Below are 24675 nucleotides of genomic sequence, written 5' to 3'. Positions count from 1 at the left end.
CGCGTCCGTCGCGCCGTTTTCAGCGCACGGAATCAAGCCAACCGGCCTGAATTTGAACCAACCGGCCTTCTCGAAAGCCGGGTTGGTTCATACGACGTCAATTAGTAGCGCCGGAAAGATTGGATTGTCTCAATACCAGCCGGTATCTCGACGCTCGCAGTCTGCGAACGCATTAAATTCGACAAGCGATGGCGCTCCGTGTCGAAGACATCGATATCATTGCCGTCCGCCCGATCGCTGCCAGCCTCGATCGTGCTGCTAAGCGACCTCAATTTTTCGTAACGCTTGTGGTTCTTCTGCTTTGCGTAAAAGCTTTTCCCGGTATGGAGTTGAACCTCGAAATCTTTGCCGTCAGCGGTCCGCAGCCCGACGTTAATTCCGCGATATGTACCGTCATCTTCCACGAAAGCATTGCGAACCCGCATCACCTCAAAGCCGTTCTTAGGGAAGTCCTCGAGTAATCGCTTTGCGGACGCAGTAAACGACTCGGGTTTCAGTTTCACCGTATAGCGAAGCGCGTCGCGCACGTGCTGGGCCGCTTCGTCCAAAGTCAGGCCCCGCTCGCGTCTAATCACGTCGATTTTGCGCGCGATGGATGCCTCCTTCTTCAGCAATGACGCACGCCATTTTTCCCCCTCGGCCCATTCGCCGCCGACGCCTTTTATCAATTTCTCGACAGTCGGTGTGCACACCTTCTCCAGTTGCAAGGCCGAGCTCGCCAACGCCCCAGCTCTCTGATTCGCCGGCCCCCACGCAACCATTCCACTCAAACGCGGCGCCTTCGGCTTGATATCCTTTGGACGGGCCACCTCTCGAGTCCAGTCATCGATCTCGAGCCATCCTTCCGGCTTTGGCATCGCCTTCGTCTTCTCAAGGGTACCCGCGAGCAACTTCGCTCGGTCCTCGTGCCGGCCTTCCAGCTCAAGCGCATGTGATAACTTGTACTGGTCGTGGTTGGCTTCCTTGAGCTCAAAGCTTTCAGCGGTATGGAATTGAATCTCGACGAGTCGGCGTTCTTCATTACCTTGATCGTTTGGCACGTTCAGTTCGCAGGTGACCGACACTGCGTTGAATGCCTCCGACGGCTTTCTGAAATGGTTGACTACCTTCACGCGCTCCATTCCGCTCTTCGCCAGCTCAGCGATCGCCAGGTCATACGATTTGGCAAACGTAGCCGAATCCAGCACCACGGAATATCGCACGGCGTCGTTCACGCCGGCGCTCGCGTCTGCGAGCGATAGCTTGCGCACTCCGATGAAGCGCCTCAACTTCTCCTGCAGCGAACCTACGGATTTGAGCCGATGGTCCATATTCTTCAAACTGCCGCCCTCGATCTTGCCCACGACATTGGTCACTAAAGGCGTCGCGACTTTCTCGACATGCGCAGCGGTCGCTCGGATGCGCTTTGCTTCCGCCTCGATCTCCGCCTGTGACGCAGTTTGCGCGATGCGCTCACGCGGAGTGAGCGATCGCGCCAACAGACCGAAGCGCTGCTGCTGCTCGATCGAGGTTTCCATGACGGCTGCAGCCATGGAAGGCATCTTACGCAATTGTTCCAACGCGCTATCGGCATCGAAGCGGTCATCTCGCAACAGGCGCGCTGTCTCTTTTCCGTAGGGAACCGTCCTGACACGTTCGTCGTATTGCTTCTCGACACGTTCGAACAACGCCATGACCGACATGAAGGTCTCCGTCCCGGTGTTCGATTTGAGCGCATCAGTACCCACTTTGACTGCCAGCGTCAGCAGATTGCGCGCCGTAAGTTCGACTTCTCCTTTCACATAGCCAGGTTGCCCTTGCGGGAATTTCGATGCCGGCAGGCGACACACGGGATAGTGATCGAGGATTGCGGCGATTCGATCGACGGGCGCTTGTGCCTTGCCGTAGCTCTCCGCCAATTCCGGAAACCGCTTTTGAAGTTCAGCACCGGTCGAAACGGCTGGCGTTGCCTTCTCGCCGTCCAGCGTCCGCCGCCAATCGGCGATGGCCCCGTGCAATAGTTCAGCGACCTCCTTGGCGACAGGATGATGAGCCGCCTCGACGGCCTGCTGCGCCGCCTCGAACTGCTCGTCGAGCATCGCGCGATTCGGGCTGCTGTCCGAAATCAGATCCTGCAACGTATTGCGAAGATCGCGATCGACACCGTCATAGGTACCGAACATCCAGTCCTCCGCCATTTTGTGACGCAATGCCTCAGGTTGCGCCATAAAGCGGACGGCCGCCATGCTGGCCTTGCCTACGAGCGCATCTCCCTGTTGGGCGTCGATGATGTTTCGCGCACGCCCCGCGTGGTAGTGACGATCCGAATCAAAGGCCGTCTGTGCCGTCTTCGGCGGCTTAAACGAGCGATGTACGCCCTTGCGACTTGCGCGATCCGTTACAACTTTCGCGATGTGTTCGGTGAGTTTGGGATAACCGGCAAATACATATGCGTCATCTCCATCGGTGTCCATGTCCCGCTTGCGCAACTCTCTGATCGGCACCGCGCCTAGTTCGCCAGGCAACAGCAGATCCTTCACACGAAGGCTGCCCGTTGTCGTCATCGACGTGGGCGATTGCGCGCGGTTTCGAGATTCCGTCCAAGTAGACAGCGTCTTCATGTCTTCCGTGGAACATGCTAGATCAAGGTGCTGGTACGCCTCTGGCCAGGATCCTTTCGGCGGAATAATCAGCATCCCTTTGCTATGGAGAATGTCTGCATCCGACTGCTTGGCGTCATCGAAGCCCGCATAACTATATTGGATCGCAAAGCAGTCGTTACTCAGGAACTTCGCCGTGACATCGCCAGACCCTATCGTCTTCACACGGTCTTCCTCAATAGGCAACAAGTTTTCCTTGTCGTACGGCGGCTTCCCCAGCAGGACGGCACCGCCCTTTTTGTCGAACGTCTCGCCCTTTTGCCTGGGTAGGTGGAGGTTGTCGTCGGCAGACGGCACCGCCCGGATCTTGCGCCCTTCGTAGCCGCCGTTGACGAGCAATCGATACTGCTCGAGCTTTGTGACGTTGTCCGGATCCAGAGGACCAGGCCGGCGCGCGTCGAGCCCCGGTGCCTTGCCGACAACCGTCGTTGCCTTGACCAGTTCATTCAGCTTTTCCTCGATAAGATCGCTCGCCTCCTTGACCGCTGCTTCGTCGCGAGGGAAATGCTGTAGCGCCTGGGGAGCCATGTAACTGGGCTCTTGCTTGAACGACTCGATTAGCTTGCGCTGTGCTTGGTCGGCGTGACCATCTCGACAAGCGGTCCACGCATTGATGAGCTCAGCCACGACCGGAATCTGCATGGCGGCCTCGTAGCGCAAGAACCCACAGCCGTCGTTCGGACATAGCTTTATTTCCTTGCCGGAGGCGGGATCCACCGGCTTGAACGGATGTTCCGGTCCGGGCACGTCCGGGAACCAGCCAATCCTCACCGTCCCTTCCACGGCGTGGTCGGCGGGCACGATCTCGAGTAGAGAGCGCTGAATTCGCGACCAATCCTCTCGCTGCGGCCCCAGCTTTGAGACCAGCTTCATAAATGGGCTCGTCGGCGCGCTGTCCGAGTACCGAATCGCCGGAAGCCGGCCGTATCCACGCTTTGAACCCGCCAGGATGGCTTGCGGACGCATACTCGGCACCTTCAAATGGCTGCCGCCGAACATATCGAAGCGCCACTGCTCGCCGTTGTGGTTGATCGTGCGCGCCAGCATGAAGGGGCTCAAGGGACCAGGTAGCTTGACTTCTGTCACAGGCTGGCCCGTCAAGCGTGAATAGAAGGAATACTGGGGTCCTCCTTCGGACTCTTCGCTCCGCAACGTCTTGCCGGTCATATCAATGAGCGTGTAGTGCGGCGATCCTTCTCCTGGCCGAACCGGACGCAGCGTGCCTGGCTTCGTCTTCATGCTCGCCTGCAGCTTATCGAGGTCGAGCGGAATGGGTTTGCTCTTTGCCGTCAACAAAGCTTCATCTCTGCGCATACGAACATCCAGCGCATTGAGAATGTCGTCGCCGACTTCGATCTGCGCAATGAGATTCCAACTCATCTCCTGCAGATCGGTGGTGACCGTGTCGCGCGTGCGCTCGAGCAGGCTTTCGACCCAACCTTTTAGCTCCGCACGCTGCTGTGCCACCTCGGTACGTGGCGCGTCTACCCAGCGCGTTTTCCACAAGCTTTGCGTGATCGCAAACGACTTCAGGATGTGCACGAAAGTCAGGGCGGGGCGACGCGTATCGAACTGTTCTGCCGGCTCGCCAGTAGCAGACTGATCCTCTCGACTATTTCCGGGTGTGGAATCTGCCTGATCCAACAACAATTGAATCTTACGATCCGCAATCGGCTTTAGCCGATCCATCAGCTTTAGTGCGGCTTTGCGATGACGCACGAGTTCCGGGCTTCGCTGTACCGGCACGAGGCCCATGCACAGTGTTCCCAGCGACTCCAGGTTTTCGCCGCGCAGGGCGTCCGTGTCGATCAACGCATGGACGCGTCCAAGGGCAGTCGGGACGAGCGGCTTCATCGCCTTCTGCATGTTGGCCGAACCTAGCGCCTTGAAGATAACGCCGATATGTTTGGCGGAAGCTGTTCCGAGCAGCTCGATCTTGTGCGTGTCGAGATGGGCCGCAAGCATGTGCAGACATGTCTGCGAAAGAGCTTGTAGGTCGTCGGCACTATCGTCCGCCGAATGGAGGCGTGACATCGCATTCGCGAGTTGCGCGAGCGACACCATGTTGAACTCGCTCCATTGCCGCTTGCCCTCGGATAGCGTTTCGGCGATGGCCTGCAAAGCGGTGGTGCATGCCGGCTCACGAGGCCAGCGACTCAACGCGTTGGCGATCGTGGCAAGCGAACGCGCTTCAAATTTCTCCGGATAGGCAAATTCAGCACGGCGCTCGATGAGCGCCTCGGCAAGCGCCCGTCCACCTGCAACACACTGCTCATCGTCAGGCCATTTACTCAGTGCGACGAGCGTGTTCGACAGTCCCTGATCGTTGAACGTCGCGCAAAGACCATCGTCCTCATGAATCCGCTGACCAAGCGCACCGGCGACCTTTAGGGCGGCCGGCTCGGCGGTCCAATGTGACAAGGCGTTAAGCGTGTTGCTGACGTCCTCGCTGTTCATCGCGTTGAGCTTGGACCTGTCTTGATCAAGTTGCCTTGCCAACTCCCGAGCAGCTTCTGCACTACCTGGAAGATCCGGCATCTTGCTGAGCGCGTTCAGCGTCCCACTCATTTGATGAGCAGAAAAGCCTTTGCGTAACTCTGCATCGCCGACGAGGCGTGCGGCTAATGCGGCAGCAAGTTCTGTACAGGAGTCGTACTGCGGGAATTTGCACAGCGCGACGAGCATGCCTGAAATTTCCTGTGCACCGGCAGTAGCGATTGCCTCCTCGTCACTGCGCAAGCGTTGGGCGATCTCGCGGGCCCCGTCGGGGAATTCCAGGACATGTGCAAGCCGCGCCATTGCAGATAGCGCATTGAGGGAATCCAACGGGTGCTTCACCAGGTCGCCTTCTGCACGCAAGCGACGAATCAGAGTAAGTGCCGCATCGCGGCACTGGTCGTCTTCCGGCCAATAACTGAGCGCATTCGCTGTCAAACTGACGTGGCCCCCAGTGAGGCGACGGGCTAACGGACCTTGATCGTTTTCACCCGGCACGAGAACGCCGGCCAGTGCGCGAGCCGCCTGCATACATCCGGGGTGCTTCGCCCACGTCCGCAATGCATTGAGCGTTTGAACCGCCTCCTGCTGGTTGAAAGAGCGTACGACGCTCGGATCGGTCGCGATGCGCGGAATGAGCGTGAGCGCGGCTTCCTTGCAATAGGGCAAATCCGGCCATTTCGACAGCGCGCCTAATACGTTGCTGATCTCCTGTTCATTGAAGCCGACCTGAAGGTCGCGTTCAGAAACGACACGCTCGGCAAGCGTGCTCGCGACCGCCTTGCAGACAGCCTGCTCCGGCCATTTCGATAGGGCGGTCAACGCATTCGCAAGGGACTGCTCTTGCAGCTTTTCCCGCAATGCCGGCTCGTTTTTGAGGCGACCAGTAAGCGCTTGCGCGACTTCGATACAGGGGCGCGCCGAAGGCCATTTGCTGACGATATTAAGTACGCTGGCGACTTCCTGTGCGCTCAGCTGACTGCGCAGCGCGGACTCGTTTTGCAGACGCTCGACAAGAAGCCGTAACCCCGTTTGCGATGGGTCTTTGAGTCCGTCTCGCGCCAGCGACGCGAGCGCGTTGCTAACACCCTGCGGCGACAGATCGGCAAGGATCGTACTGCTGTTGTTCAAGCGTGCGGCGACATTTTCGGTTGCCGCCGCGCACAAAGAATCTCCCGGCCACTTGGCAAGCGCGCCGAGCACGTTGCTTACGCCTTGCGCGTCCAGCGTCGTCGCCAACGTCGGCGTGCTCGCGAGACGCTGAGCAAGATTCGCTGCCGCTTGCGCACATTGGGAGACGTCAGCACTTTGCGAAAATGCATTGAGTGCCATACTGAGGCCCTGTCCTTCCAGTCTGGCGAGGCAGTCCCCGTCTTCCAGCAGAACATTTGCGACATGGGATAGCGCCGCATTACGCGGTTCGCTCGGGAGCTTCGAAAACGCGTTGAGCAGAAGTGCCGTCACCTTTAGATCCCTAAAGTCCGCGTCTCCCCCACGTCCCATCACCTCGCGAGCGATTTTCTCGATTGCACCCAGAGCTGCGGGAAGACGTTCGAACTTGCTCAGCCGGTTCGACAAGTGGGCCAGGTGATAGACGGACCCGCCATTCAACCACTCCGCCTTGACCAAGTAGTGCGCCACATCCTCTATGCGCTGCTCGACCTGCGGGTCTTGCAGAGGCTCGTGCCGGCCGTCCCCCGAGCGCAGCGTGCATTTGTCGAGCGCGTCCACATACCGGCCAAGCAAAAACAGCGACACATCTGTCTTGCCCTCCGGATCCAGAAAGGCGAGCGCCCTCGGATGCCCCTTTTTCCCTGCAAGCACGTTGGCGGTCGCAAGGTCCAGCACGTCCGCGCGTGAATATCTGGCGGTATGTTGCAAATAGAGCTGTTGCCGCTTGCGCTGTTCGAGCAGGACCTTCGCATCGAGGCCACCAACAGGACGGTAGGCGATTGCCTCCCGAGATGGCCCTTTCCTCGCAAAGTCGTAATCAACCGTGCGAACTCCCCGCTGCGACCCGGCGAGGCGCTGAGGCCGCGCTGGCACCGGTTGGGTAGCATGTTCACCAAGCGTACCTGTTCCGGTCCCTGAGAATACAGAGGGCCTGCGGGGCGTACGGGAAAGGTTTATGAAATTGCCCGACTGCCGAATGGAGCCGGAACCTATGGACGCCGTGTTCTCGGATCGGGTATTTGCTCGCGACTGGAAATTCCCCGGCATCCCTGCTGGCCGAAACACGGCTCGCGGTTGCGATGCAACCGAAGACGATGGCGACAAATTTTCCGGCGTGGTATCTGCTTCCCTCGAAATGCTGGGGGAGTTCGAAACCTTTGGTCTCATGGCATTGGCCTCCGTAGGCATCGCGGTCTAAAGACGCTACAGTAATGAGGTCGTGCGCATCGTCAGGTACTCGCGCGAAGAAATGTGCCACCAGGCGCAACGAAGCCGCCGCATCTTGTGCCATGCAGCACGTCTTCCGGAAAGCGAAAACCGGGTCGCGTGGCTCGCGCTGCGGGAGGCGGCTCGCAGTGCGTATGTTGTGGCGTCCAACTCGTCACTGTAATGCCGGGGCACTTCGCCGCTTGCCTATCCAGCGGATCTGTAATCCGCTCGGTTCCTGAGAGACGGTTTCATCAAGACGGCTCGACGCGCCGGAGGGTATTCCAGCAGATCAGGCAGCGACCGAGTTTGAGGAACGCGCCGTGAACGTCCGTACGTCGCTCGAAACGAATACGGAGGCGACGGAAGCGATGCAGCCAAGCATGCGTGCGTTCAACGACCCAGCGCTATTTGCCAGGGCCACAGCCATGTCCGGTACTGCGCATGGCGATCACCGGTTCGATACCCTGCTCGCACTGAGTGGATTTCCGGCCTAGGTCTTTTTGCACATTGCCTCCCTTCATCCAAGTGCGACCTTTTTCGTATGCCGACACCAGGATGGAGTTTTCACCCGCCTGCCCGTCGACCAAAAAGTGACCCCACTAACATCACAGGATTGCATTTTCACACTTCATGTTATTTTATTATCATATTTCGTGAACCGCCGACCACGCGCGCGGTCGCCCCCCTATACCAAGGAAGAGACAACAGATGGAGACAATCGCCGTCATCGGCAGCAACATGGTCGACCTCGTGACCTATGTCGCGCGCATGCCCGTTCGGGGCGAAACGCTCGAGGCGCCGAACTTCGAACTCGGCTGCGGCGGCAAGGGCGCGAACCAGGCCGTCGCGGCCGCGCGGCTCGGTGCGCGCGTCGTGATGGTCACGAAGGTCGGCGACGACGTGTTCGCCGACAACACGATCCGCAACTTCGAGCGCGAAGGCATCGACACCACGCACGTGCGCAAGGTCGCCGGCGTGTCGAGCGGCGTCGCACCGATCTTCGTCGAGCCCGATTCGAGCAACAGCATCCTGATCGTCAAGGGCGCGAACCGCCACCTGCGGCCCGCCGACATCGACGCGGCCGCGCCGATGCTCGCCGAATGCGCGCTGATCGTGCTTCAGCTCGAAATCGAGCTCGACACCGTCTATTACGCAATCGAATTCGGCGCGCGGCACGGCATTCCGGTGTTGCTGAACCCCGCGCCCGCCGTGGCCGACCTCGATTTCGAACGCATCCGTTCCGTCGAATTCTTCGTGCCGAACGAAACCGAGCTCGCGATCGTGTCGGGCATGCCGGTCGATTCGCGCGAGCGTGCCACCCGTGCCGCCGAAGCGCTGGTCGCGCGCGGGCTCAAGCACGTGCTCGTCACGCTCGGCAGCAACGGCTCGCTGCTGGTGTCGCGCGACGGCGCGCGGCACGTGCCGGGTGTCCCGGTCGACGCGCGCGACACGACGGGCGCCGGCGACGCGTATATCGGCTGCTTCGCGCGCTGCTATGCCGCGTCGCGCGACGCGCTCGACGCGATGCGCCACGCGTCCGCGTACGCCGCGCATTCGGTCACGGGCCTCGGCACGCAGAAGTCGTACGCCGACGCCGCGACGTTCGAACGCTTCCTCCGCGACGCCGGCCTCTGACCGGCGCCTTCATCGACGAGACATTGGGAAGGAGACACCCATGAGCCGAGCCCGGATCGAACACGCCCCCGACGGCTATTACCTGAACCGCACGCCGCTTTTCGCGTTCACGCTGCTGTGCTGCCTGTTCGCGCTGTGGGGCACCGCCGCGAACCTGAACGACGTGCTGATCGCGCAGTTCAAGAAATCGTTCTTCCTGTCCGATTTCGAATCGGCGTTCGTGCAGTCCGCGTTCTATCTCGGCTACTTCTTCCTCGCGATTCCGGCCGCGACCGTCGTGAAGAAGTTCAGCTACAAGACGACGATCCTCGTCGGCCTGCTGCTCTACACGACCGGCTGCCTGCTGTTCTTCCCTGCCGCGTCGATGGCGAAGTACGGGATGTTCCTCGTCGCGCTGTTCGTGATCGCCGCGGGCCTGTCGTTTCTCGAAACGGCATCGAATTCGTATTCGACGCTGATGGGCCCGCGCGACACCAGCACGCGGCGCCTGAACATCTCGCAGACGTTCTATCCGTTCGGCGCGATGGCCGGCGTCTACATGGGCAGCTTCCTGATCTTCAAGGAAGGCGACGCGTCGCATGCGCAACTCGCGGCGATGTCGGCCGCCGACGCGCACAGGCACCAGCTCGCGATGATCCAGGCCACGCTCGAACCGTACAAGTGGCTGATCGTCGTGCTCGTCGCCGTGTTCATCGTGTTCGCGCTCACGCCGTACCCGGCGTGCAAGGGCCACGGCGCGGGCGCGCTCACGCACCGGATCGACGCGCGCGGCACGCTCGCGCGCCTGTTCGGCAACCGGCGCTTCGTCGCGGGCGTGGTCGCGCAATTCCTGTATGTGGGCGCGCAGGTCGGCGTGTGGAGCTTCACGATCCGGCTCGCGATGCAGATCGGCGGCCTCACCGAGCGCGGCGCATCGCGCTACCTGCTCGCGACATTCTTCGCGTTCTTCGTCGGCAAGCTGGTCGCGACGCTCGTGATGAAACGCGTCGGCCCGGCCAAGGTGCTGATCGTCTACGGCATCCTGTGCATCGCGCTGCTCGCGTACACGATCGGCGTGCACGACATCACCGCCGTGTATGCGGCCGTGTGCGTGAGCATGTTCCTCGGCCCGTGCTGGCCGACGATCTACGGACTGACGATCGACGGCCTCGGCAAGGACACCGAATACGGCGGCTCGATCCTCGTGATGAGCATCGTCGGCGGCGCGGTCGTGCCGCTGATCCAGGGGCTGATCTCCGATCACACCGGCGGCAACATGCAGCTCGCGTTCGTCGTGCCGCTCGCATGCTTCGTCGTGATCGTCTACTACGGCTTCTACTGCCTGCGCCACCTGCCGGCAGCCACGCCCGACGCGGCGGCCGACGGCCATGCGCCCGCGCGCTACGCCGCGACGCGCAACACGTCGGGAGCGTGACCATGCGGGGCGAGATCGAACTGCGGCGCGACGACTTCCGCGAAGCGCCGCGCACGCTGTACCGCACCGACGGCCTCACCGTCACCGCGTTCGCGTACCCGTCCGGCGTCGAGGCGCTGAAGCTCGACAACCGCCGCGGGTACCTCGTCGTGCTGCCGTATCTCGGCCAGATGATCTGGGCCGCCGAATTCGACGGCCGCGACCTGACGATGAAGCACATGTTCCGGCAGCCGAAGCGCGCGGCGTCGATCATCGATACCTACGGCTGCTTCATGTTCCACAGCGGGCTGCTGCGCAACGGCTGCCCGGGGCCGGACGACACGCATGCGCTGCACGGCGAGATGCCGTGCGCGCCGATGGACCGCGCGACCCTCGTCGTCGGCTCGGATGCGCGCGGCGCGACGGTCGAAGTGACCGGCGAGTACGAATACGTGCAGGGCTTCGGCAGTCACTACGTCGCGCGTCCGTCGGTGCGGCTGGCCGAGCACGATGCGCGGATGACGATCGCGATGGACGTGACGAACCTCGGCGGCACGCCGATGGACCTGATGTACATGGCCCATCTGAACTACGCGTACGTGCCGGGCGGGCGCTTCGTGCAAGCGTTGCGTCCAGGCGGGCTGCGGCTGCGCGACAGCGTGCCGGCTCACGTGAAGCCGACCGCCGCGTGGCGCGACTACACGGCCACGCTCGCGCGCGATCCGGCGCGGCTCGCGACGCTCGATGCGCCCGCGCTGTACGACCCCGAAATCGTGTTCTTCATGAACGACGTTGAAACGGACGCCGACGGCGTCGCGCATTTCCGGCTCGTGCATCCGGACGGCGGCGCGTTCCACACCTCATACCGCCCCGAGCAATTTCCGCATGCGACGCGCTGGATCCTGCACAACGCGGACCAGCAGGTCGCCGCGTTCGCGCTGCCGTCGACCTGCGAGCCGGAGGGTTACGCAGCCGAACGCCGCAAGGGCCACGTCGCGGCGCTGGCGGCGGGCGCATCGCGCCGCTTCGAAGTGCTGACGGGCTACCTCAGCCCGGCGGAAGCCCGCGATGCGTGATGCGATGAGAGGCGCGACGAGAAGCGCGCTGCATGGCGCGCCGCCCGCCCGCGCCGCATCAGGTCACGAGCGCGATCCCGTGCTCGCGGATCGCCGTTTCGTAGCGACGGCTCAGCTCCCCGTCCGAGATCACGTAGTTGAAATCGGTCAGTTCGGCGAAATAGGCCGCGCGCACTTCGTCGAATTTCGTGTGATCGACCAGCAGGAAGCGGTTCTGCGCGCGCGCCATCACTTTCTTCTTCGCGTCGACTTCGTGGAAGTTGAAGCACGTGACGCCGCAGCGCTCGCTCACGCCGGCCGCCGAAATGAACGCCTTCGACACGCGCACCGAATCGAGGATGCCCGTTTCGGCGACCGATTCGAACACCATGTTCTGGCGGTGATACGCGCCGCCGCACAGGATCACGTTGCAATGCGGCTTCTGCTGCAGCTTCGCGAACACGTTCAGCGAATTGCACACCGCCGTGAATTCAAGGTCGTCGGGAATGAAGTCGACGATGAACGGCGTGGTCGACCCGCAGTCGACGAAGATCGTGTCGCCGGTCGTCACGAATTGCGCGGCGAGCTTGCCGATGCGGCGCTTTTCCTCCGTCTGCCGGTTGTTCTCGGCGCTGATCAGGTATTCGCCGATGTCGCTGCGCTGCGCGGCGAAATGGCGCGTCACGTAGCCGCCGATCAGGCTCAAGCCGTGCGGGTTGTCCGCGAGATCGCGACGGATCGTCATTTCGGACACGCCGAACAGTTCGGCGACTTCCCTCAGATGAATCGCGTTCTGCCCTTGCAGCACGTTCATCAAGGTCTTGATCCGTTCGCCCTTCTTTGTTTCCATGCCGGTATCCTGCGTGCCCGCCGCGTGAGTCGTTCGTCGTGCCGGGCGCGCGGGCCCGGCCGGAATGTCGTATTTGTAACAAACCGATGTGAAAACATCAACTTTCCGTGTGCCCTTTCCGCACACGATCCGTGGAGTCCTGACACATGCCGCTTTCCAACGCCCAGCTCGCCCAAACCATCGATCACACGCTGCTCGCGCCCGACGCGAGCGACGCGCAGATCCGCGAACTCTGCCGCCAGGCGGCCGAGCATCGTTTTTACTCGGTCTGCGTGAATTCGGCGAACGTGCCGCTCGCCGCGCGCGAGCTGGCTGAAACCGGCGTGCTCGTCTGCGCCGTGGTCGGCTTTCCGCTCGGCGCGGGGTTGTCCGCCGCGAAGGCATTCGAAGCCACCGCCGCGATCGCGGCGGGCGCCGGCGAGATCGACATGGTGATCAACATCGGCGCGCTGAAAAGCGGCCGCGCCGACGACGTGAAGGCCGACATCGACGCCGTGCATCGCGCGTGCGGCACGGTGCCGTTGAAGGTGATCCTCGAAACGGGGCTGCTGACCGACGACGAGAAGGTGCGCGTGTGCGAGATGTGCCGCGATCTCGGCGTCGCGTTCGTGAAGACGTCGACCGGGTTCGGCCACGGCGGCGCGACGCTCGCCGATGTCGCGCTGATGCGCCGCACCGTCGGGCCGACGCTCGGCGTGAAGGCGTCGGGCGGCGTGCGCGATCGCGCGGCCGCGCTGGCGATGCTCGAAGCCGGCGCGACGCGGCTCGGCACGAGTTCAGGCGTGGCAATCGTGACCGACCAGGGCGGCGGCGGGTCGGGGTACTGACGCGCGAACGGCGGGCCTTTGCGCGCGTACGTCATGCGTCGGGCTCGGCCGTCGGAATCCATTGCACAAGCGGCAGCCCGCGGCGCGCCGATGGCAAAATACGCGCGCCGCTCGTCTAAAGCCGCACCGCCTCTTCCGAGCATGCGACAGCCCCGGCACAATGCCGCCCATGCGCAACGACAACGCCTTCATTTACCCGTCCACCGGCCTCGCCGGGCGGCTCGCCAACCGGATGGTCGCGAGCCGTCCCTTGCTGCGCGCACGCCGCGCGCTGCTGTCGCGGCTGCCGTTCCTGCAGCTCGCGAGCGACGTCGAGCATGTCGTATATTGCACGTGGGTCGTCGACGTCGCGGCCGTCGAGCATCTCGTGCCGCGCGGCGTCACACTCGCGAGCCGAGGCGGCCGCACGCTGTTCACGACGCTCACCTACCGGCATCGCCACTTCGGCCCGCGTCTCGCCGGGCCGCTGCGCCGCGTGTTTCCGTCGCCGCTGCAAAGCAACTGGCGGCTCTACGTCGACGCGCTGCCGGACGGCGTGCCGGCCGAGCGCACCGTGCTGTTCGTGAAGAACGTGTTCGACCACCCGCTCTATGCGCTCGGCAGCCGGCTGTTCAGCGACGCGCTGCCGTCGCATCTCGCGCGGCCCTTCACGCATGCGGCGCGCGACGGACGCTACGACACGCGGCTGGCGGCAAGCGGTGGCAGCGCACCCGACTTCCGCTGCACGGCCGAAGCGTCGCACGACCGGACGCTGCCCGCCGCCTTCGCACCGTTCTTCGACGACTGGCGCGCGGCCGTGGCCACCCTGTCGCTGCAGCACGCGGCCGTCGCCCACGTCGAGGACTGCGACCGCCTCGCGTATGCGTCGATCGACCTGCCGATCGACGTCGACGCGGTGCGACCGCTGAAGACGGTCGGCCCCGTCGGCGGCGGCGACTTTCTCGCCCGCATCGGCGCGACCGGCGAACCGCTGTGCTTCGTCGTGCCCGACGTCGCATTCCGCGTCCTGTCCGAGCGGCTGCTGTAGCGCGACCTGTCGGTACACGACGCGTCATCACGCCGCGCGCGCCATACAAAGCACGCGGCCGCCCGAAGGCGGCCGCATGAAACACCATGGGACAACCGGCTTACTTGCCGTAGTCGTACACGCCGCGCCCGGTCTTCCTCCCGAGCCGCCCTGCCGACACCATCTCGCGCAGCAGCGGGCACGCGCGATATTTCGGGTCGCCGAAGTCCTTCAGGAACACGTCCATCACCGCGAGGCACACGTCGAGCCCGACCAGGTCGGCCAGCGCGAGCGGCCCGATCGGATGGTTCGCGCCGAGCTTCATCCCCGCGTCGATCTCCTCGGCCGACGCGATGCCTTCGGCCAGCACGAAGAACGCTTCGTTGATCATCGGCACCAGGATCCGGTTCACGACGAAGCCCGGCGAATTGCGCACGCCAATCGGCGACTTGTCGAAACGCTCGGTCAGCGCGCGCACGGCCGACGCGGTCGCATCGCTCGTCTGCAGCCCGCGAATGATCTCGACGAGCGGCATCAGCGGCACCGGGTTGAAGAAATGCATGCCGAGGAAACGCGACGGATCGGCGAGCGGCGCCGCGAGCGCGGTGATCGAGATCGACGACGTGTTGGTCGCGATGATCGCGTCCGGGCGCGCGACGGCCTCGATCTGCTTCAGGATGCGGCCCTTCAGCTCGACGTTCTCGGTCGCGGCTTCGATCACGATGTCGACCGCGGCGAGCGTCGCGTAGTCCGTCGACGTCGTGATGCGCGCGAGCGCCGCGTCACGCGTGGCCGCGTCGAGCTTGTCCTTCGACACGAGCCGCTCGAGGCTGCCCTTCAGCGTCGCGAGGCCCTTGTCGAGCGCGGCGTCGCTGACGTCGATCATCACGACGTTCAGTCCTGCAACGGCGGCGGTTTGCGCAATGCCGTTACCCATGGTTCCGGCGCCCACGACGCCGACGGTTTCGATGGCCATGACGATTCCTGTGTATTCGGAGGCTGAGCGGTCGATTATCAGATGTTCTCGAAGATCGCCGCAATCCCCTGGCCGCCGCCGATACACATCGTCACGAGCGCGTAACGCCCGCCGATGCGCTTCAGTTCGTACAGCGCCTTCACCGTGATCAGCGCGCCGGTCGCGCCGATCGGGTGACCGAGCGAGATGCCCGAGCCGTTCGGGTTGACCTTGGCCGGATCGAGGCCGAGTTCCTGCGTGACCGCGCAAGCCTGTGCGGCGAACGCCTCGTTCGCTTCTATCACGTCGAGATCGCCGATCTTGAGGCCGGCGCGTTCGAGCGCCTTCTGCGTGGCCGGCACCGGGCCGATGCCCATGTACGCCGGATCGACACCCGCGTGCGCATACGCGACGAGACGGGCGAGCGGCTTCACGCCCTGCGCGCGCGCGGCGTCCGCGCTCATCATCAGCACGGCGGCGGCCGCATCGTTGATGCCCGACGCGTTGCCGGCCGTCACGGTGCCGTTCTCCTTCGCGAACACCGGCTTGAGCTTCGTGAAATCGTCGGCACTCGCGTCGTGACGCACGTGCTCGTCGGTGTCGAACGCGACCTCGCCCTTCTTCGTGCGGATCGAGATCGGCAGGATCTGGTCCTTGAAGCGCCCTTCGGCGATCGCGCGCGCCGCGCGACGATGCGATTCGAGCGCCAGCGCGTCCTGCGCTTCACGCGAGATGTCGTATTTCCTCGCGACGTTCTCGGCCGTCACGCCCATGTGGATCGTCTGGAACGGATCGTGCAGCGCGCCGAGCATCATGTCGACGAGCTTCGCGTCGCCCATGCGCTGGCCGAAGCGCGCGGCCGGCACGGTGTACGGCGCGCGGCTCATGCTTTCCGAGCCGCCGCCGATCGCGACGTCGGCGTCGCCGAGCATGATCGTCTGCGCGGCCGACACGATCGCCTGCAGGCCGGAGCCGCACAGGCGGTTCACGGTCAGCGCCGGCGTGTGCTGCGCGACGCCGCCGTTGATCGCCGCGACGCGCGCGAGATACATGTCCTTCGGCTCGGTGTTGACGACGTGGCCGAATACGACATGGCCGACCGCATCGCCGGGCACGTTCGCGCGCGACAGCACTTCGGCAACCACCTTCGCGCCGAGGTCGGTCGGCGAGAAATCCTTCAGGCTCCCGCCGAAATCGCCGATCGCGGTACGGACACCGCTCACCACCACGACTTCCTTCGCTGCATTGCTCATCGTCTCACTCCGGTTCGTTCGCGCCCGCGGGCGCGGGGATGCGTTTGCGTTACATGTTCGGGTAATTCGGCCCGCCGCCGCCTTCGGGCGTGACCCACACGATGTTCTGCGTCGGGTCCTTGATGTCGCAGGTCTTGCAGTGCACGCAGTTCTGCGCGTTGATCACGAGCCGATCGCCGCCATCGTCGTTCTTCACGAACTCGTACACCGCCGCCGGGCAGAAACGCGCCTCCGGCCCCGCGTACGTACGCAGGTTCACGTTCACCGGCACGCTCGCGTCCTTCAGCGTCAGGTGCGCCGGCTGGTTCTCCTCGTGGTTCGTGTTCGAGATGAACACCGACGAAAGGCGATCGAACGTCAGCTTGCCGTCCGGCTTCGGATACTCGATCGGCTCGCACTGCGACGCCGGCTTCAGCATCTCGTGGTCCGCGTGCTGGTGATGCAGCGTCCACGGCACGTTGCCGCCCATCACCTTCTGCTCGATCCCGACCATCAGCGTGCCCAGATACAGGCCCTTGGCCATCCACTGCTTGAAGTTGCGCGCGCGGTACAGCTCCGTGTAAAGCCACGATTGCTTGAACGCGTCCGGGTACGCGTTGAGCTCGTCCGACTGACGCCCGGCCTGCACCGCGTCGAATGCCGCATCGGCCGCCAGCATCCCGGTCTTGATCGCCGCGTGGCTGCCCTTGATCCGCGATGCGTTCAAAAAGCCCGCGTCGTCGCCGATCAGCGCGCCGCCCGGGAACACCGTCTTCGGCAGCGACAGCAGGCCGCCCGCCGTGATCGCGCGCGCGCCGTACGACACGCGCTTGCCGCCTTCGAGGAACGCGCGGATCGACGGATGGGTCTTGTAGCGCTGGAATTCCTCGAACGGCGACAGGTACGGGTTCGTGTAGCCGAGGCCCACGACGAAGCCGACCACGACCTGGTTGTTGTCCATGTGATACAGGAACGAGCCGCCGTACGTATCGGACTTCAGCGGCCAGCCGGCCGTGTGGATCACGAGGCCGGGCTTGTGCTTGGCCGGATCGATTTCCCACAGTTCCTTGATGCCGATCCCGTACGCCTGCGGATCCGCGTTCGCGTCGAGCTTGAACTTCGCGATCAACTGGCGGCCGAGGTGGCCGCGACAGCCTTCGGCGAACAGCGTGTACTTCGCGTGCAGCTCCATGCCGAGCTGGAAGTTCTCGGTCGGCTCGCCGTCCTTGCCCACGCCCATGTTGCCGGTGGCGACGCCTTTGACCGAACCGTCGTCGTTGTACAGGATCTCCGCGGCGGGGAAGCCCGGGAAGATTTCCACGCCCAGCGCCTCGGCCTGCTGGCCGAGCCAGCGCGTGACGTTGCCCAGCGAGATCACGTAGTTGCCGTGATTCTTGAAGTTGTCGGGCAGCGCCCAGTTCGGCGTCGTGACCGCGCTCTTCTCGGACAGGAACAGGAAGCGGTCTTCCGTCACCTCGACGTCGAGCGGCGCGCCGCGTTCTTTCCAGTCGGGAAACAGCTCGGTGATCGCGCGCGGGTCCATCACCGCACCCGACAGGATGTGCGCGCCGATCTCGGAACCTTTCTCGAGCACGCACACGCCGATCTCGGCGCCTTTCTCGGCGGCCAGCTGCTTGAGCCGGATCGCCGCCGACAGCCCGGCGGGGCCGCCGCCGACGATCACGACGTCGTATTCCATCGATTCGCGCGGGCCGTACTGCGCGAGCAAGTCCTGTGTGGTCAAAATCCTGTCTCCTGCTGCGTCCCGACCGTCAGCGGTCAGAACTGGTCTTCCGTCAACGCGAGCACGCTCTCGTTGCCCTTCGCGCCGACGATCGACGCCTCGAGCGCACCCGCCTGCACGAGCACGTGCTCCGCATAGCATTGCGCGATCGCGATCTTCGCGTCGAAGAACGCCGTGTCGCTCGCACGGTTCGCGTGCGCGGCCAGCAGCGCACGCGCCATCTGCCAGCCGCACAGCACGACGCCCGCGAGCTTCAGATACGGCACGCTGCCCGCGAACACCGCGTTCGGGTCCTGCTTCGCGTTCGCGAGCACGTAGTCGACCACCGTCGACAACGCGCGCGCGCCCTTCTCCAGTTGCGCCTTCATCGACGCGGCCGCCGCGCCGTCGATCTTGCCGAGCGCCGCGACGGTCTCGCCGATCTCCGCGATCAGCGCCTTCGCGACCGCGCCGCCGTCGCGCAGCGTCTTGCGGCCGACGAGGTCGTTCGCCTGGATCGCGGTCGTGCCTTCGTAGATCGCCAGGATCCGCGCATCGCGGTAGTACTGCGCGGCGCCGGTTTCCTCGATGAAGCCCATCCCGCCATGCACCTGCACGCCGAGGCTCGCCACGTCGTTCACCATCTCCGTGCTCCAGCCCTTCACGATCGGCACCAGATATTCGTAGATCGCCTGATGACGCGCGCGCGTCGCGTCGTCCGCATGGCGGTGGGCAATGTCGCTGTGCGCGGCGGCCACATAGGCCAGCGCCCGCGCGCCTTCGGTCAGCGCACGCATCGTGCCCAGCATCCGGCGCACGTCCGGGTGATGGATGATCGTCACCGACTGCTTCGCCGAGCCATCCACCGGGCGGCTCTGCACGCGTTCCTTCGCGAATGCGGCCGCCTTCTGATACGCGCGATCGGCCACGCCGATCCCCTGCATCCCGACCCCGAAGCGCGCCGCGTTCATCATGATGAACATGTATTCGAGGCCGCGGTTCTCCTCGCCCACCAGATAGCCGATCGCGCCGCCGTGATCGCCGTATTGCAGCACCGCCGTCGGGCTCGCCTTGATCCCGAGCTTGTGCTCGATCGACACGCAGTGCACGTCGTTGCGCGCACCGAGCGAGCCGTCGTCGTTGACCAGGAACTTCGGCACGATGAACAGCGAAATGCCCTTCACGCCTTCCGGCGCATTCGGCGTGCGCGCCAGCACCAGGTGGACGATGTTGTCCGCCATGTCGTGCTCGCCCCACGTGATGAAGATCTTCGTGCCGAACACCTTGTACGTGCCGTCGCCCTGCGGCTCCGCGCGCGAGCGCACCAGCGCGAGGTCGGAGCCCGCCTGCGGCTCGGTCAGGTTCATCGTGCCCGTCCATTCGCCGGAGATCAGCTTCGGCACGTAGCGCTGCTTCTGCGCGTCGGTGCCGGCCGTCAGCAGCGCCTCGATCGCGCCGTCGGTGAGCAGCGGGCACAGCGCGAACGACAGGTTCGATGCGTTCAGCATCTCGATGCACGGCGTCGCGATCAGCTTCGGCAGCCCCTGGCCGTCGTATTCGGCCGGATGCTGCAGCCCCTGCCAGCCGCCCTCGACGAACTGGCGGAACGCTTCGCCGAAGCCCGGCGTCGCGGTCACGACGCCGTCCTTCCAGCTGCTCGGATTGCGATCGCCTTCGACGTTCAGCGGCGCCAGCACCTCGCCGCAGAATTTCGCGGACTCGTCGAGCACGGCCTGCGCCGTGTCGTAACCCGCATCCTCGAAACCCGGCAACTGCGCGACGGCGTCGATGCCCGCGAGTTCCTTCAGCACGAACAGCATGTCCTTGACGGGGGCGTTATAGCTCATGGTCGATGTTCCAATCAGGCGGTGAATTGGGGGCGCCACGGGGTCCGATACGGCAGAACCGGCCAGGACCGGGCGACGTGATGGGCCATCCTAACGCCGGGGGTCCGGATTTTCATTGTCATATCCGGCCCACATGGTGACAAAATCGGCCACGCCGCGCACCGGCGGCGACCCTGCCGCCCGGCGGAGAAGCCCGCCGCGCGGGCGTCGGCGCCCGATCCGCCCGTATCGGAGATTGCGGTGAAGCGCGCCAAAAAAACGGCCACGCGTACGCGCGGCGGCCCCGCTCGGCGCAGCAAAGGGAGCCGGTTATGGGAGTGTCCTCTGAAGAACCGGCCATGAAAACCGCCAAGGTGTCCGGTTATGGGATTCCATCCGCGGCACCGCGAATCGGTGACACCCGGCGCCGCGCCCGCGTCACGCCCGGCGCCGATACGTCCCCGGCGTACTGCCCGTCCAGTGCCGGAACGCGCGATGAAACGCGCTCGGATCGTCGAAGCCGATATCGGCGCCGATCGCCGCGATCGTGTCGGGCGTGTCGGTCAGCCGCTGGATCGCGATATCGCGCCGCAGCTCGTCCTTCAGTACCTGGAACGTCGTCCCTTCGGCGGCCAGATGACGGCTCAGCGTGCGCACCGAACAATGCAGGTGCTCGGCCGCCTGGTCGATCGCGGGCAGGTCGGGCAGCGCCGCCGACAGGTACTGCCGCACGCGATGGCACACGAGCTGTTCGCTGAACGATTCGAAGATCCAGTCGCCGGGCGCACGCGCGAGGAACTTGCGCAGGTTGCGCTTGCTCTGGCGGATCGGCGCGTCGAGGTAATCGGCGCTGAAGCGCATCAGCGTACGCGCGCAGTCGAACTGCACGGCGCCGGTGAAGAAGTACAGGTGGTCGACCGCATGGCGCGGCCGCGGGCACGCGAACTCGATCTGCAGCAGCGGAATCTTCTGCCCGATCAACCAGGAGCACACGCCGTGCACGAGCTTGAGCATCAGCTCCTGGCCGAGCGCGCCGATCGGGCCGATGGCGTCGTTCGGGCGCAGCAGCACCTGCGCGACGAGCTCGTCGCGCTTCGATTCGACGAAGAAGTCGTCGAGCAGGATATGGAAGAATTGCCCGAAACGATGCAGCGCCGTTTCGAGGTTGCGCGCATCGAGCAGGCTCAGGCACAGGTACTTCAGCGTGCCGCCGCGCAGCGGACGCGAGAAGATGCCGGGCATCTCGTCGTCGAGGTCGATCGCGAGCGTGCGGTACAGCGTCGAGAACTGCTCCTCCGTCACGCGCGCATGCGGCTCGCCGAGCAGCTCGATCGGAATGCCGGCGCCGCGCAGGTAGCGCTCGACCACGTCGCGCCGCGCGCCCGCGCTCGCGAGAAAGCCGTTGACGAGCGAGATCGGCACCGTCGCGCTCGGCGACGGCAGCGCACGCCCGGGCCGGGCGGAAAGTGAATCTGAGCCGGTCATCGCGTCCCCGTCGATCGAACCGACCGCATTGTACTTGAGCGGCCCGCGCGCGACCTTCGGGGTTGGACGCGCACCGGGCCGGGCCGTGCCGGGCCGCCGCGGCCGCGCGGCGCGTGGCCGCCATCAGTCGGTGCGGCCGAGTTCCCGGCGCAGGATCTTGCCGACCGTCGACTTCGGCAGCCGGTCAACGAAGCGCACCAGCTTCGGCACCTTGTACGCGGCCAGGCTCGCGCGGCAGTGCGCGACGAGCTGCGCCTCCGTCACGTCGGCGTCCGGCGCGCACACGACGAACAACTTGACGGCCTCGCCCGTGCGCGGGTCCGGCACGCCGATGCACGCGCATTCGGCGACGCCCGGCAGCGCGGTCGCGACCGCCTCGATCTCGTTCGGATACACGTTGAAGCCCGACACGATGATCATGTCCTTCTTGCGATCGACGATCCGCAGGAAGCCCGCCGCGTCGAACACGCCGACGTCGCCGGTGCGGAAATAGCCGTCCGCGGTGAACGCGGCCGCGTTCGCGTCCGGCTTCCGCCAGTAGCCGCTCATCACCTGCGGCCCCTTCACGCAGATCTCGCCCGCTTCGCCGATCGCCACCTCGCGATCCTGGTCGTCGAGCAGCTTCACGTCGGTCGACGGCAGCGGCACGCCCGTGGTGCCCGTGAAGCGGTCGATCGACTGCGGGTTGAACGACACGACCGGCGACGTTTCCGACAGCCCGTAGCCCTCGCGGATGAAATTGCCCGTCACCGCCTTCCAGCGCGACGAGATCACGTCGATCACCGCCGCGCCGCCGCCGGCCGACAGCTTCAGCCGCGACCAGTCGACCTCCTTCAGGCGCGGATGGCCGGCGAGCCCCGCGTACAGCGTGTTCACGCCGACGAACACCGTCGGCCGCGCGGCCTTCAGCACGTCGATGAACCCGTCCATGTCGCGCGGGTTCGCGACGAGCCAGTTCTGCGCGCCGATCGCGAAGTAGGACAGGAAGTTCACCGTCAGCGCGAAGATGTGATACAGCGGGATCGCCGTGACGACGACTTCCTCGCCCGGCCGGCGCGCATCCGGCACGATCGCCGCGAACTGCGCGATGTTCGCGACGAGGTTGCGATGCGACAGCGCCGCGCCCTTCGACAGGCCGGTCGTGCCGCCCGTGTATTGCAGCAGCAACAGGTCCGCGCCGCTCAGCGCAACCGGCTCGCACGCGAGCGATTCCCCGGCGGCGATGGCGTGCGCGAGCGCGGTCGAACCGGGCGGCAGCGTGTCGCACGTGCCGGCCGGCGCATCGACGACGCCGAGGTCCTCCCGGCCCACGCTCAGCACGATGCGCACGCGCGTGCGGCCGACCACGTCCGCGAACGTGCCCATCGACCCGCCGCAGACAATCGCCACCTCGACCCCGGCGTCGTCGAGCTGATGCTCGAGCTCGCGTGCGGTGTAGTGCGGATTCACGTTGACCTGCACCGCGCCGATCTTCGCGACGGCGACGAACACGACCGGGAACGCGAGCACGTTGGGCAGCATCACGGCCACGCGGTCGCCCTTGCGCACGCCGACGACCTGCTGCAGATACGCGGCCAGCGCGGTCGACAGGTGCTCGACGTCGGCATAGGTGAGCGTGCGGCCGCATGCATGGAACGCCGGACGATCGGCGAAGCGGCGCATCGCGTCGTCCAGCAGCGCGCTTACGGAAGGATGGCGATCGGCGTCGATCTCGGCGGGGATCGAGCCATACGACCCGATCCAGTGTCTCTTCGTCATGTCTCACTCCTCTGGGCGCGGCACGCCAGCGTGCGTACCGCTCTCACGGCGGCCTGCACGCCGAAAGGACGCGGGCCGCCGCCTGACCGGCGACTATCGCCCGCGCGATGCGCGTTGCAAATGATCCGCGCGGCCGAAAACATGATCGAAACGGACACGCGAACGCACGCGCCTGCGCCACTCACACCGCGAACACCCGTCCGGCCGGCCTTTTCCATCGCTGCATCAGGGTGAACCCTGTGGCGGACGGGACCGTTCCCGAGCAGAATTGCGGGCCGTCAACGATATCGATTCGGACGCAGGATCCCGCCATGCCGCGCAGCGCGCTGTTGAAACCGACCGACGCCCGTCCCGCCCGGCTGCCCGACGCCGAGGCCGCCCACGCGTTGCGCGCGCAGCGCTTCACGCCGGCCAAGCTGGCCGTGCTGGTCGACGTGGCCGCGCACGCCGGCCTCGATCCGGCCACGGTGCTCGCCGGCACCGGGCTCACGCCGGCCGACGTCGTCGATCCGTTCACGCTCACGTCGCCGCTGCAGTTCCTGACGGCCGCGCGCAATGCGGTCGGCCGGTACGACGGCACCGACCTCGGCGTGCGCGTCGGCCGCCGGCTGCACGCATCGAGCTACGGGATGTACGGCTACGCGATGCTGTGCTCGGAATCGCTCGCGCGCGCGTTCGATTCGGCCGTCAAGTATCACCGGCTCGCGAACGGCATGCTGCCGATCCGCTGGGTCGAACAGGGCGATACCGCGTCGTGGCTGTTTCCGGCCCGGCATGAGGTCACGCTGCCCGATCTCGACGCGCCGCTGTACCGTTTCCTGATCGACATGCAGTTCGCGCTGCACGTGACGGTCATCAAGGACGTGATGGGCGGATGGTGCGTGCCGGCGCGCGCGCAGTTCGCGCAGCCGCGGCCGCCGCACGCGGCGCTGCTGGCCGATGCGCTCGAATGCCCGATCGCGTTCGACCAGCCGCATCACGTGCTCAGCTATCCGGCGGCATGGCTCGCGCGCGCGCCGCAGCTCGCGAACCCGATCACCGCCGCGCAGATGTCGTCGCACTGCGCCCGGTTGCTCGACGAATTACGCAGCCAGTCCGGCATCACGCGACGCGTATACGAGGAGCTCACCCGCACGCCGGGACAATTCCCGGACATCGACGCGATCGCCGAAATCCTCTGCATGACCTCGCGCACGCTGCGCCGCAAGCTCGAAGCCGAAGGCACGTCGTACAGCGAACTGCTGACGAGCGTGCGCAAGGCGCTCGCGATCGACTACCTCGGCACGACCACGCTCAGCATCGAGGACATCGCGTTGACGCTCGGCTTCAGCGATGCGGTGGGATTCCGCCACGCGTTCAAGCGCTGGACCGGCACGACGCCGACCGACGTGCGGCGCAAGCGCGGCGGCTGAC

The 24675-nt window shown here is 64.9% G+C and carries 15 protein-coding genes and 1 pseudogene; 7 read left to right on the top strand and 9 right to left on the bottom strand.

The genetic code is table 11. The annotated features are described in order from the left end of the window. Positions 1-101: 101 nt before the first annotated feature. Entirely contained in the window at positions 102-6983 is a 6882-nt protein-coding gene (gene xopAD, locus KPB06_RS07020) for a XopAD/skwp family type III secretion system effector (RefSeq protein WP_275905437.1), read from the bottom strand. Between the two features lie 280 nt (positions 6984-7263). On the opposite strand from xopAD, the gene KPB06_RS07015 reads away from it, so the two are divergent. Continuing rightward, positions 7264-7506, top strand: a complete 243-nt coding sequence (locus KPB06_RS07015; protein WP_124659082.1) for a hypothetical protein — start codon at positions 7264-7266, stop codon at positions 7504-7506. Between the two features lie 262 nt (positions 7507-7768). Here KPB06_RS07015 and KPB06_RS07010 read toward each other — a convergent pair. Beyond that, a pseudogene (locus tag KPB06_RS07010) lies at positions 7769-7987 on the bottom strand (transposase); the annotation flags it as partial. Positions 7988-8225: 238 nt separating this feature from the next. Between KPB06_RS07010 and rbsK the strand changes: the two are divergent. Genes rbsK through KPB06_RS06995 form a run of 3 tightly spaced genes read left to right on the top strand, consistent with a single transcriptional unit; the run spans position 8226 to position 11621 of the window. After that, positions 8226-9152, top strand: a complete 927-nt coding sequence (rbsK, locus tag KPB06_RS07005; protein WP_059578976.1) for a ribokinase — start codon at positions 8226-8228, stop codon at positions 9150-9152. Positions 9153-9192: 40 nt separating this feature from the next. Further along, the gene (fucP, locus tag KPB06_RS07000) at positions 9193-10566 is read left to right on the top strand and encodes an L-fucose:H+ symporter permease (RefSeq protein ID WP_060010783.1); all 1374 of its coding nucleotides are present in this window, start codon (positions 9193-9195) and stop codon (positions 10564-10566) included. Between the two features lie 2 nt (positions 10567-10568). Further along, positions 10569-11621 carry an aldose 1-epimerase family protein gene (locus KPB06_RS06995; RefSeq protein WP_060010786.1) on the top strand — a complete coding sequence of 351 codons (1053 nt, stop codon included), beginning with the start codon at positions 10569-10571 and terminating at the stop codon, positions 11619-11621. Positions 11622-11679: 58 nt separating this feature from the next. Here the strand turns inward: KPB06_RS06995 and deoR are convergent, their stop codons facing one another. Beyond that, positions 11680-12450: a DNA-binding transcriptional repressor DeoR gene (deoR, locus tag KPB06_RS06990; protein ID WP_059578967.1), complete on the bottom strand. Its 771-nt coding sequence runs from the start codon at positions 12448-12450 to the stop codon at positions 11680-11682. Between the two features lie 146 nt (positions 12451-12596). On the opposite strand from deoR, the gene deoC reads away from it, so the two are divergent. Together deoC and KPB06_RS06980 are read left to right on the top strand one after the other, a co-directional pair. Next, positions 12597-13277, top strand: a complete 681-nt coding sequence (gene deoC, locus KPB06_RS06985) for a deoxyribose-phosphate aldolase (protein WP_059578964.1) — start codon at positions 12597-12599, stop codon at positions 13275-13277. A gap of 160 nt (positions 13278-13437) precedes the next feature. Further along, a complete protein-coding gene (locus tag KPB06_RS06980; protein WP_059608803.1) occupies positions 13438-14304 on the top strand; it encodes a DUF2071 domain-containing protein in 867 nt (288 codons plus the stop codon). Positions 14305-14404: 100 nt separating this feature from the next. Here the strand turns inward: KPB06_RS06980 and KPB06_RS06975 are convergent, their stop codons facing one another. The 6 genes from KPB06_RS06975 to KPB06_RS06950 form a co-directional block, all read right to left on the bottom strand. Then, positions 14405-15259: a 3-hydroxybutyryl-CoA dehydrogenase gene (locus tag KPB06_RS06975; RefSeq protein ID WP_059578957.1), complete on the bottom strand. Its 855-nt coding sequence runs from the start codon at positions 15257-15259 to the stop codon at positions 14405-14407. 38 nt (positions 15260-15297) lie between these two features. Further along, on the bottom strand, positions 15298-16491 hold the full coding sequence (gene bktB, locus KPB06_RS06970) for a beta-ketothiolase BktB (RefSeq protein ID WP_059578954.1): 1194 nt from the start codon (positions 16489-16491) through the stop codon (positions 15298-15300). Positions 16492-16540: 49 nt separating this feature from the next. Continuing rightward, positions 16541-18169, bottom strand: a complete 1629-nt coding sequence (locus KPB06_RS06965) for an electron transfer flavoprotein-ubiquinone oxidoreductase (RefSeq protein WP_104012260.1) — start codon at positions 18167-18169, stop codon at positions 16541-16543. 80 nt (positions 18170-18249) lie between these two features. After that, complete coding sequence (locus KPB06_RS06960) at positions 18250-20040, bottom strand: acyl-CoA dehydrogenase (protein WP_059578950.1); 1791 nt, start codon at positions 20038-20040, stop codon at positions 18250-18252. Between the two features lie 417 nt (positions 20041-20457). Then, positions 20458-21519 carry an AraC family transcriptional regulator gene (locus KPB06_RS06955; RefSeq protein WP_081059078.1) on the bottom strand — a complete coding sequence of 354 codons (1062 nt, stop codon included), beginning with the start codon at positions 21517-21519 and terminating at the stop codon, positions 20458-20460. Between the two features lie 108 nt (positions 21520-21627). Beyond that, complete coding sequence (locus KPB06_RS06950; protein WP_059578945.1) at positions 21628-23262, bottom strand: AMP-binding protein; 1635 nt, start codon at positions 23260-23262, stop codon at positions 21628-21630. Between the two features lie 311 nt (positions 23263-23573). Between KPB06_RS06950 and KPB06_RS06945 the strand changes: the two genes are divergently transcribed. Continuing rightward, a complete protein-coding gene (locus KPB06_RS06945) occupies positions 23574-24674 on the top strand; it encodes an AraC family transcriptional regulator (RefSeq protein ID WP_060009548.1) in 1101 nt (366 codons plus the stop codon). Position 24675: the final 1 nt, after the last annotated feature.

Source organism: Burkholderia semiarida (assembly GCF_029268935.1).
In the GTDB taxonomy this organism is placed as follows: Bacteria; Pseudomonadota; Gammaproteobacteria; order Burkholderiales; family Burkholderiaceae; genus Burkholderia; species Burkholderia semiarida.
Note: the sequence above shows the minus strand (reverse complement) of the source record. Positions and strands in the feature narration are given on the sequence as shown.

What these genes read in the sequence shown, in the direction of transcription:
- KPB06_RS07015 (WP_124659082.1), top strand. Translation starts at nt 7,264, where the DNA reads ATGAAATTGCCCGACTGCCGAATGGAGCCGGAACCTATGGACGCCGTG.
- rbsK (WP_059578976.1), top strand. Translation starts at nt 8,226, where the DNA reads ATGGAGACAATCGCCGTCATCGGCAGCAACATGGTCGACCTCGTGACC.
- fucP (WP_060010783.1), top strand. Translation starts at nt 9,193, where the DNA reads ATGAGCCGAGCCCGGATCGAACACGCCCCCGACGGCTATTACCTGAAC.
- KPB06_RS06995 (WP_060010786.1), top strand. Translation starts at nt 10,569, where the DNA reads ATGCGGGGCGAGATCGAACTGCGGCGCGACGACTTCCGCGAAGCGCCG.
- deoR (WP_059578967.1), bottom strand. Translation starts at nt 12,450, where the DNA reads ATGGAAACAAAGAAGGGCGAACGGATCAAGACCTTGATGAACGTGCTG.
- deoC (WP_059578964.1), top strand. Translation starts at nt 12,597, where the DNA reads ATGCCGCTTTCCAACGCCCAGCTCGCCCAAACCATCGATCACACGCTG.
- KPB06_RS06980 (WP_059608803.1), top strand. Translation starts at nt 13,438, where the DNA reads ATGCCGCCCATGCGCAACGACAACGCCTTCATTTACCCGTCCACCGGC.
- KPB06_RS06975 (WP_059578957.1), bottom strand. Translation starts at nt 15,259, where the DNA reads ATGGCCATCGAAACCGTCGGCGTCGTGGGCGCCGGAACCATGGGTAAC.
- bktB (WP_059578954.1), bottom strand. Translation starts at nt 16,491, where the DNA reads ATGAGCAATGCAGCGAAGGAAGTCGTGGTGGTGAGCGGTGTCCGTACC.
- KPB06_RS06965 (WP_104012260.1), bottom strand. Translation starts at nt 18,169, where the DNA reads ATGGAATACGACGTCGTGATCGTCGGCGGCGGCCCCGCCGGGCTGTCG.
- KPB06_RS06960 (WP_059578950.1), bottom strand. Translation starts at nt 20,040, where the DNA reads ATGAGCTATAACGCCCCCGTCAAGGACATGCTGTTCGTGCTGAAGGAA.
- KPB06_RS06950 (WP_059578945.1), bottom strand. Translation starts at nt 23,262, where the DNA reads ATGACGAAGAGACACTGGATCGGGTCGTATGGCTCGATCCCCGCCGAG.
- KPB06_RS06945 (WP_060009548.1), top strand. Translation starts at nt 23,574, where the DNA reads ATGCCGCGCAGCGCGCTGTTGAAACCGACCGACGCCCGTCCCGCCCGG.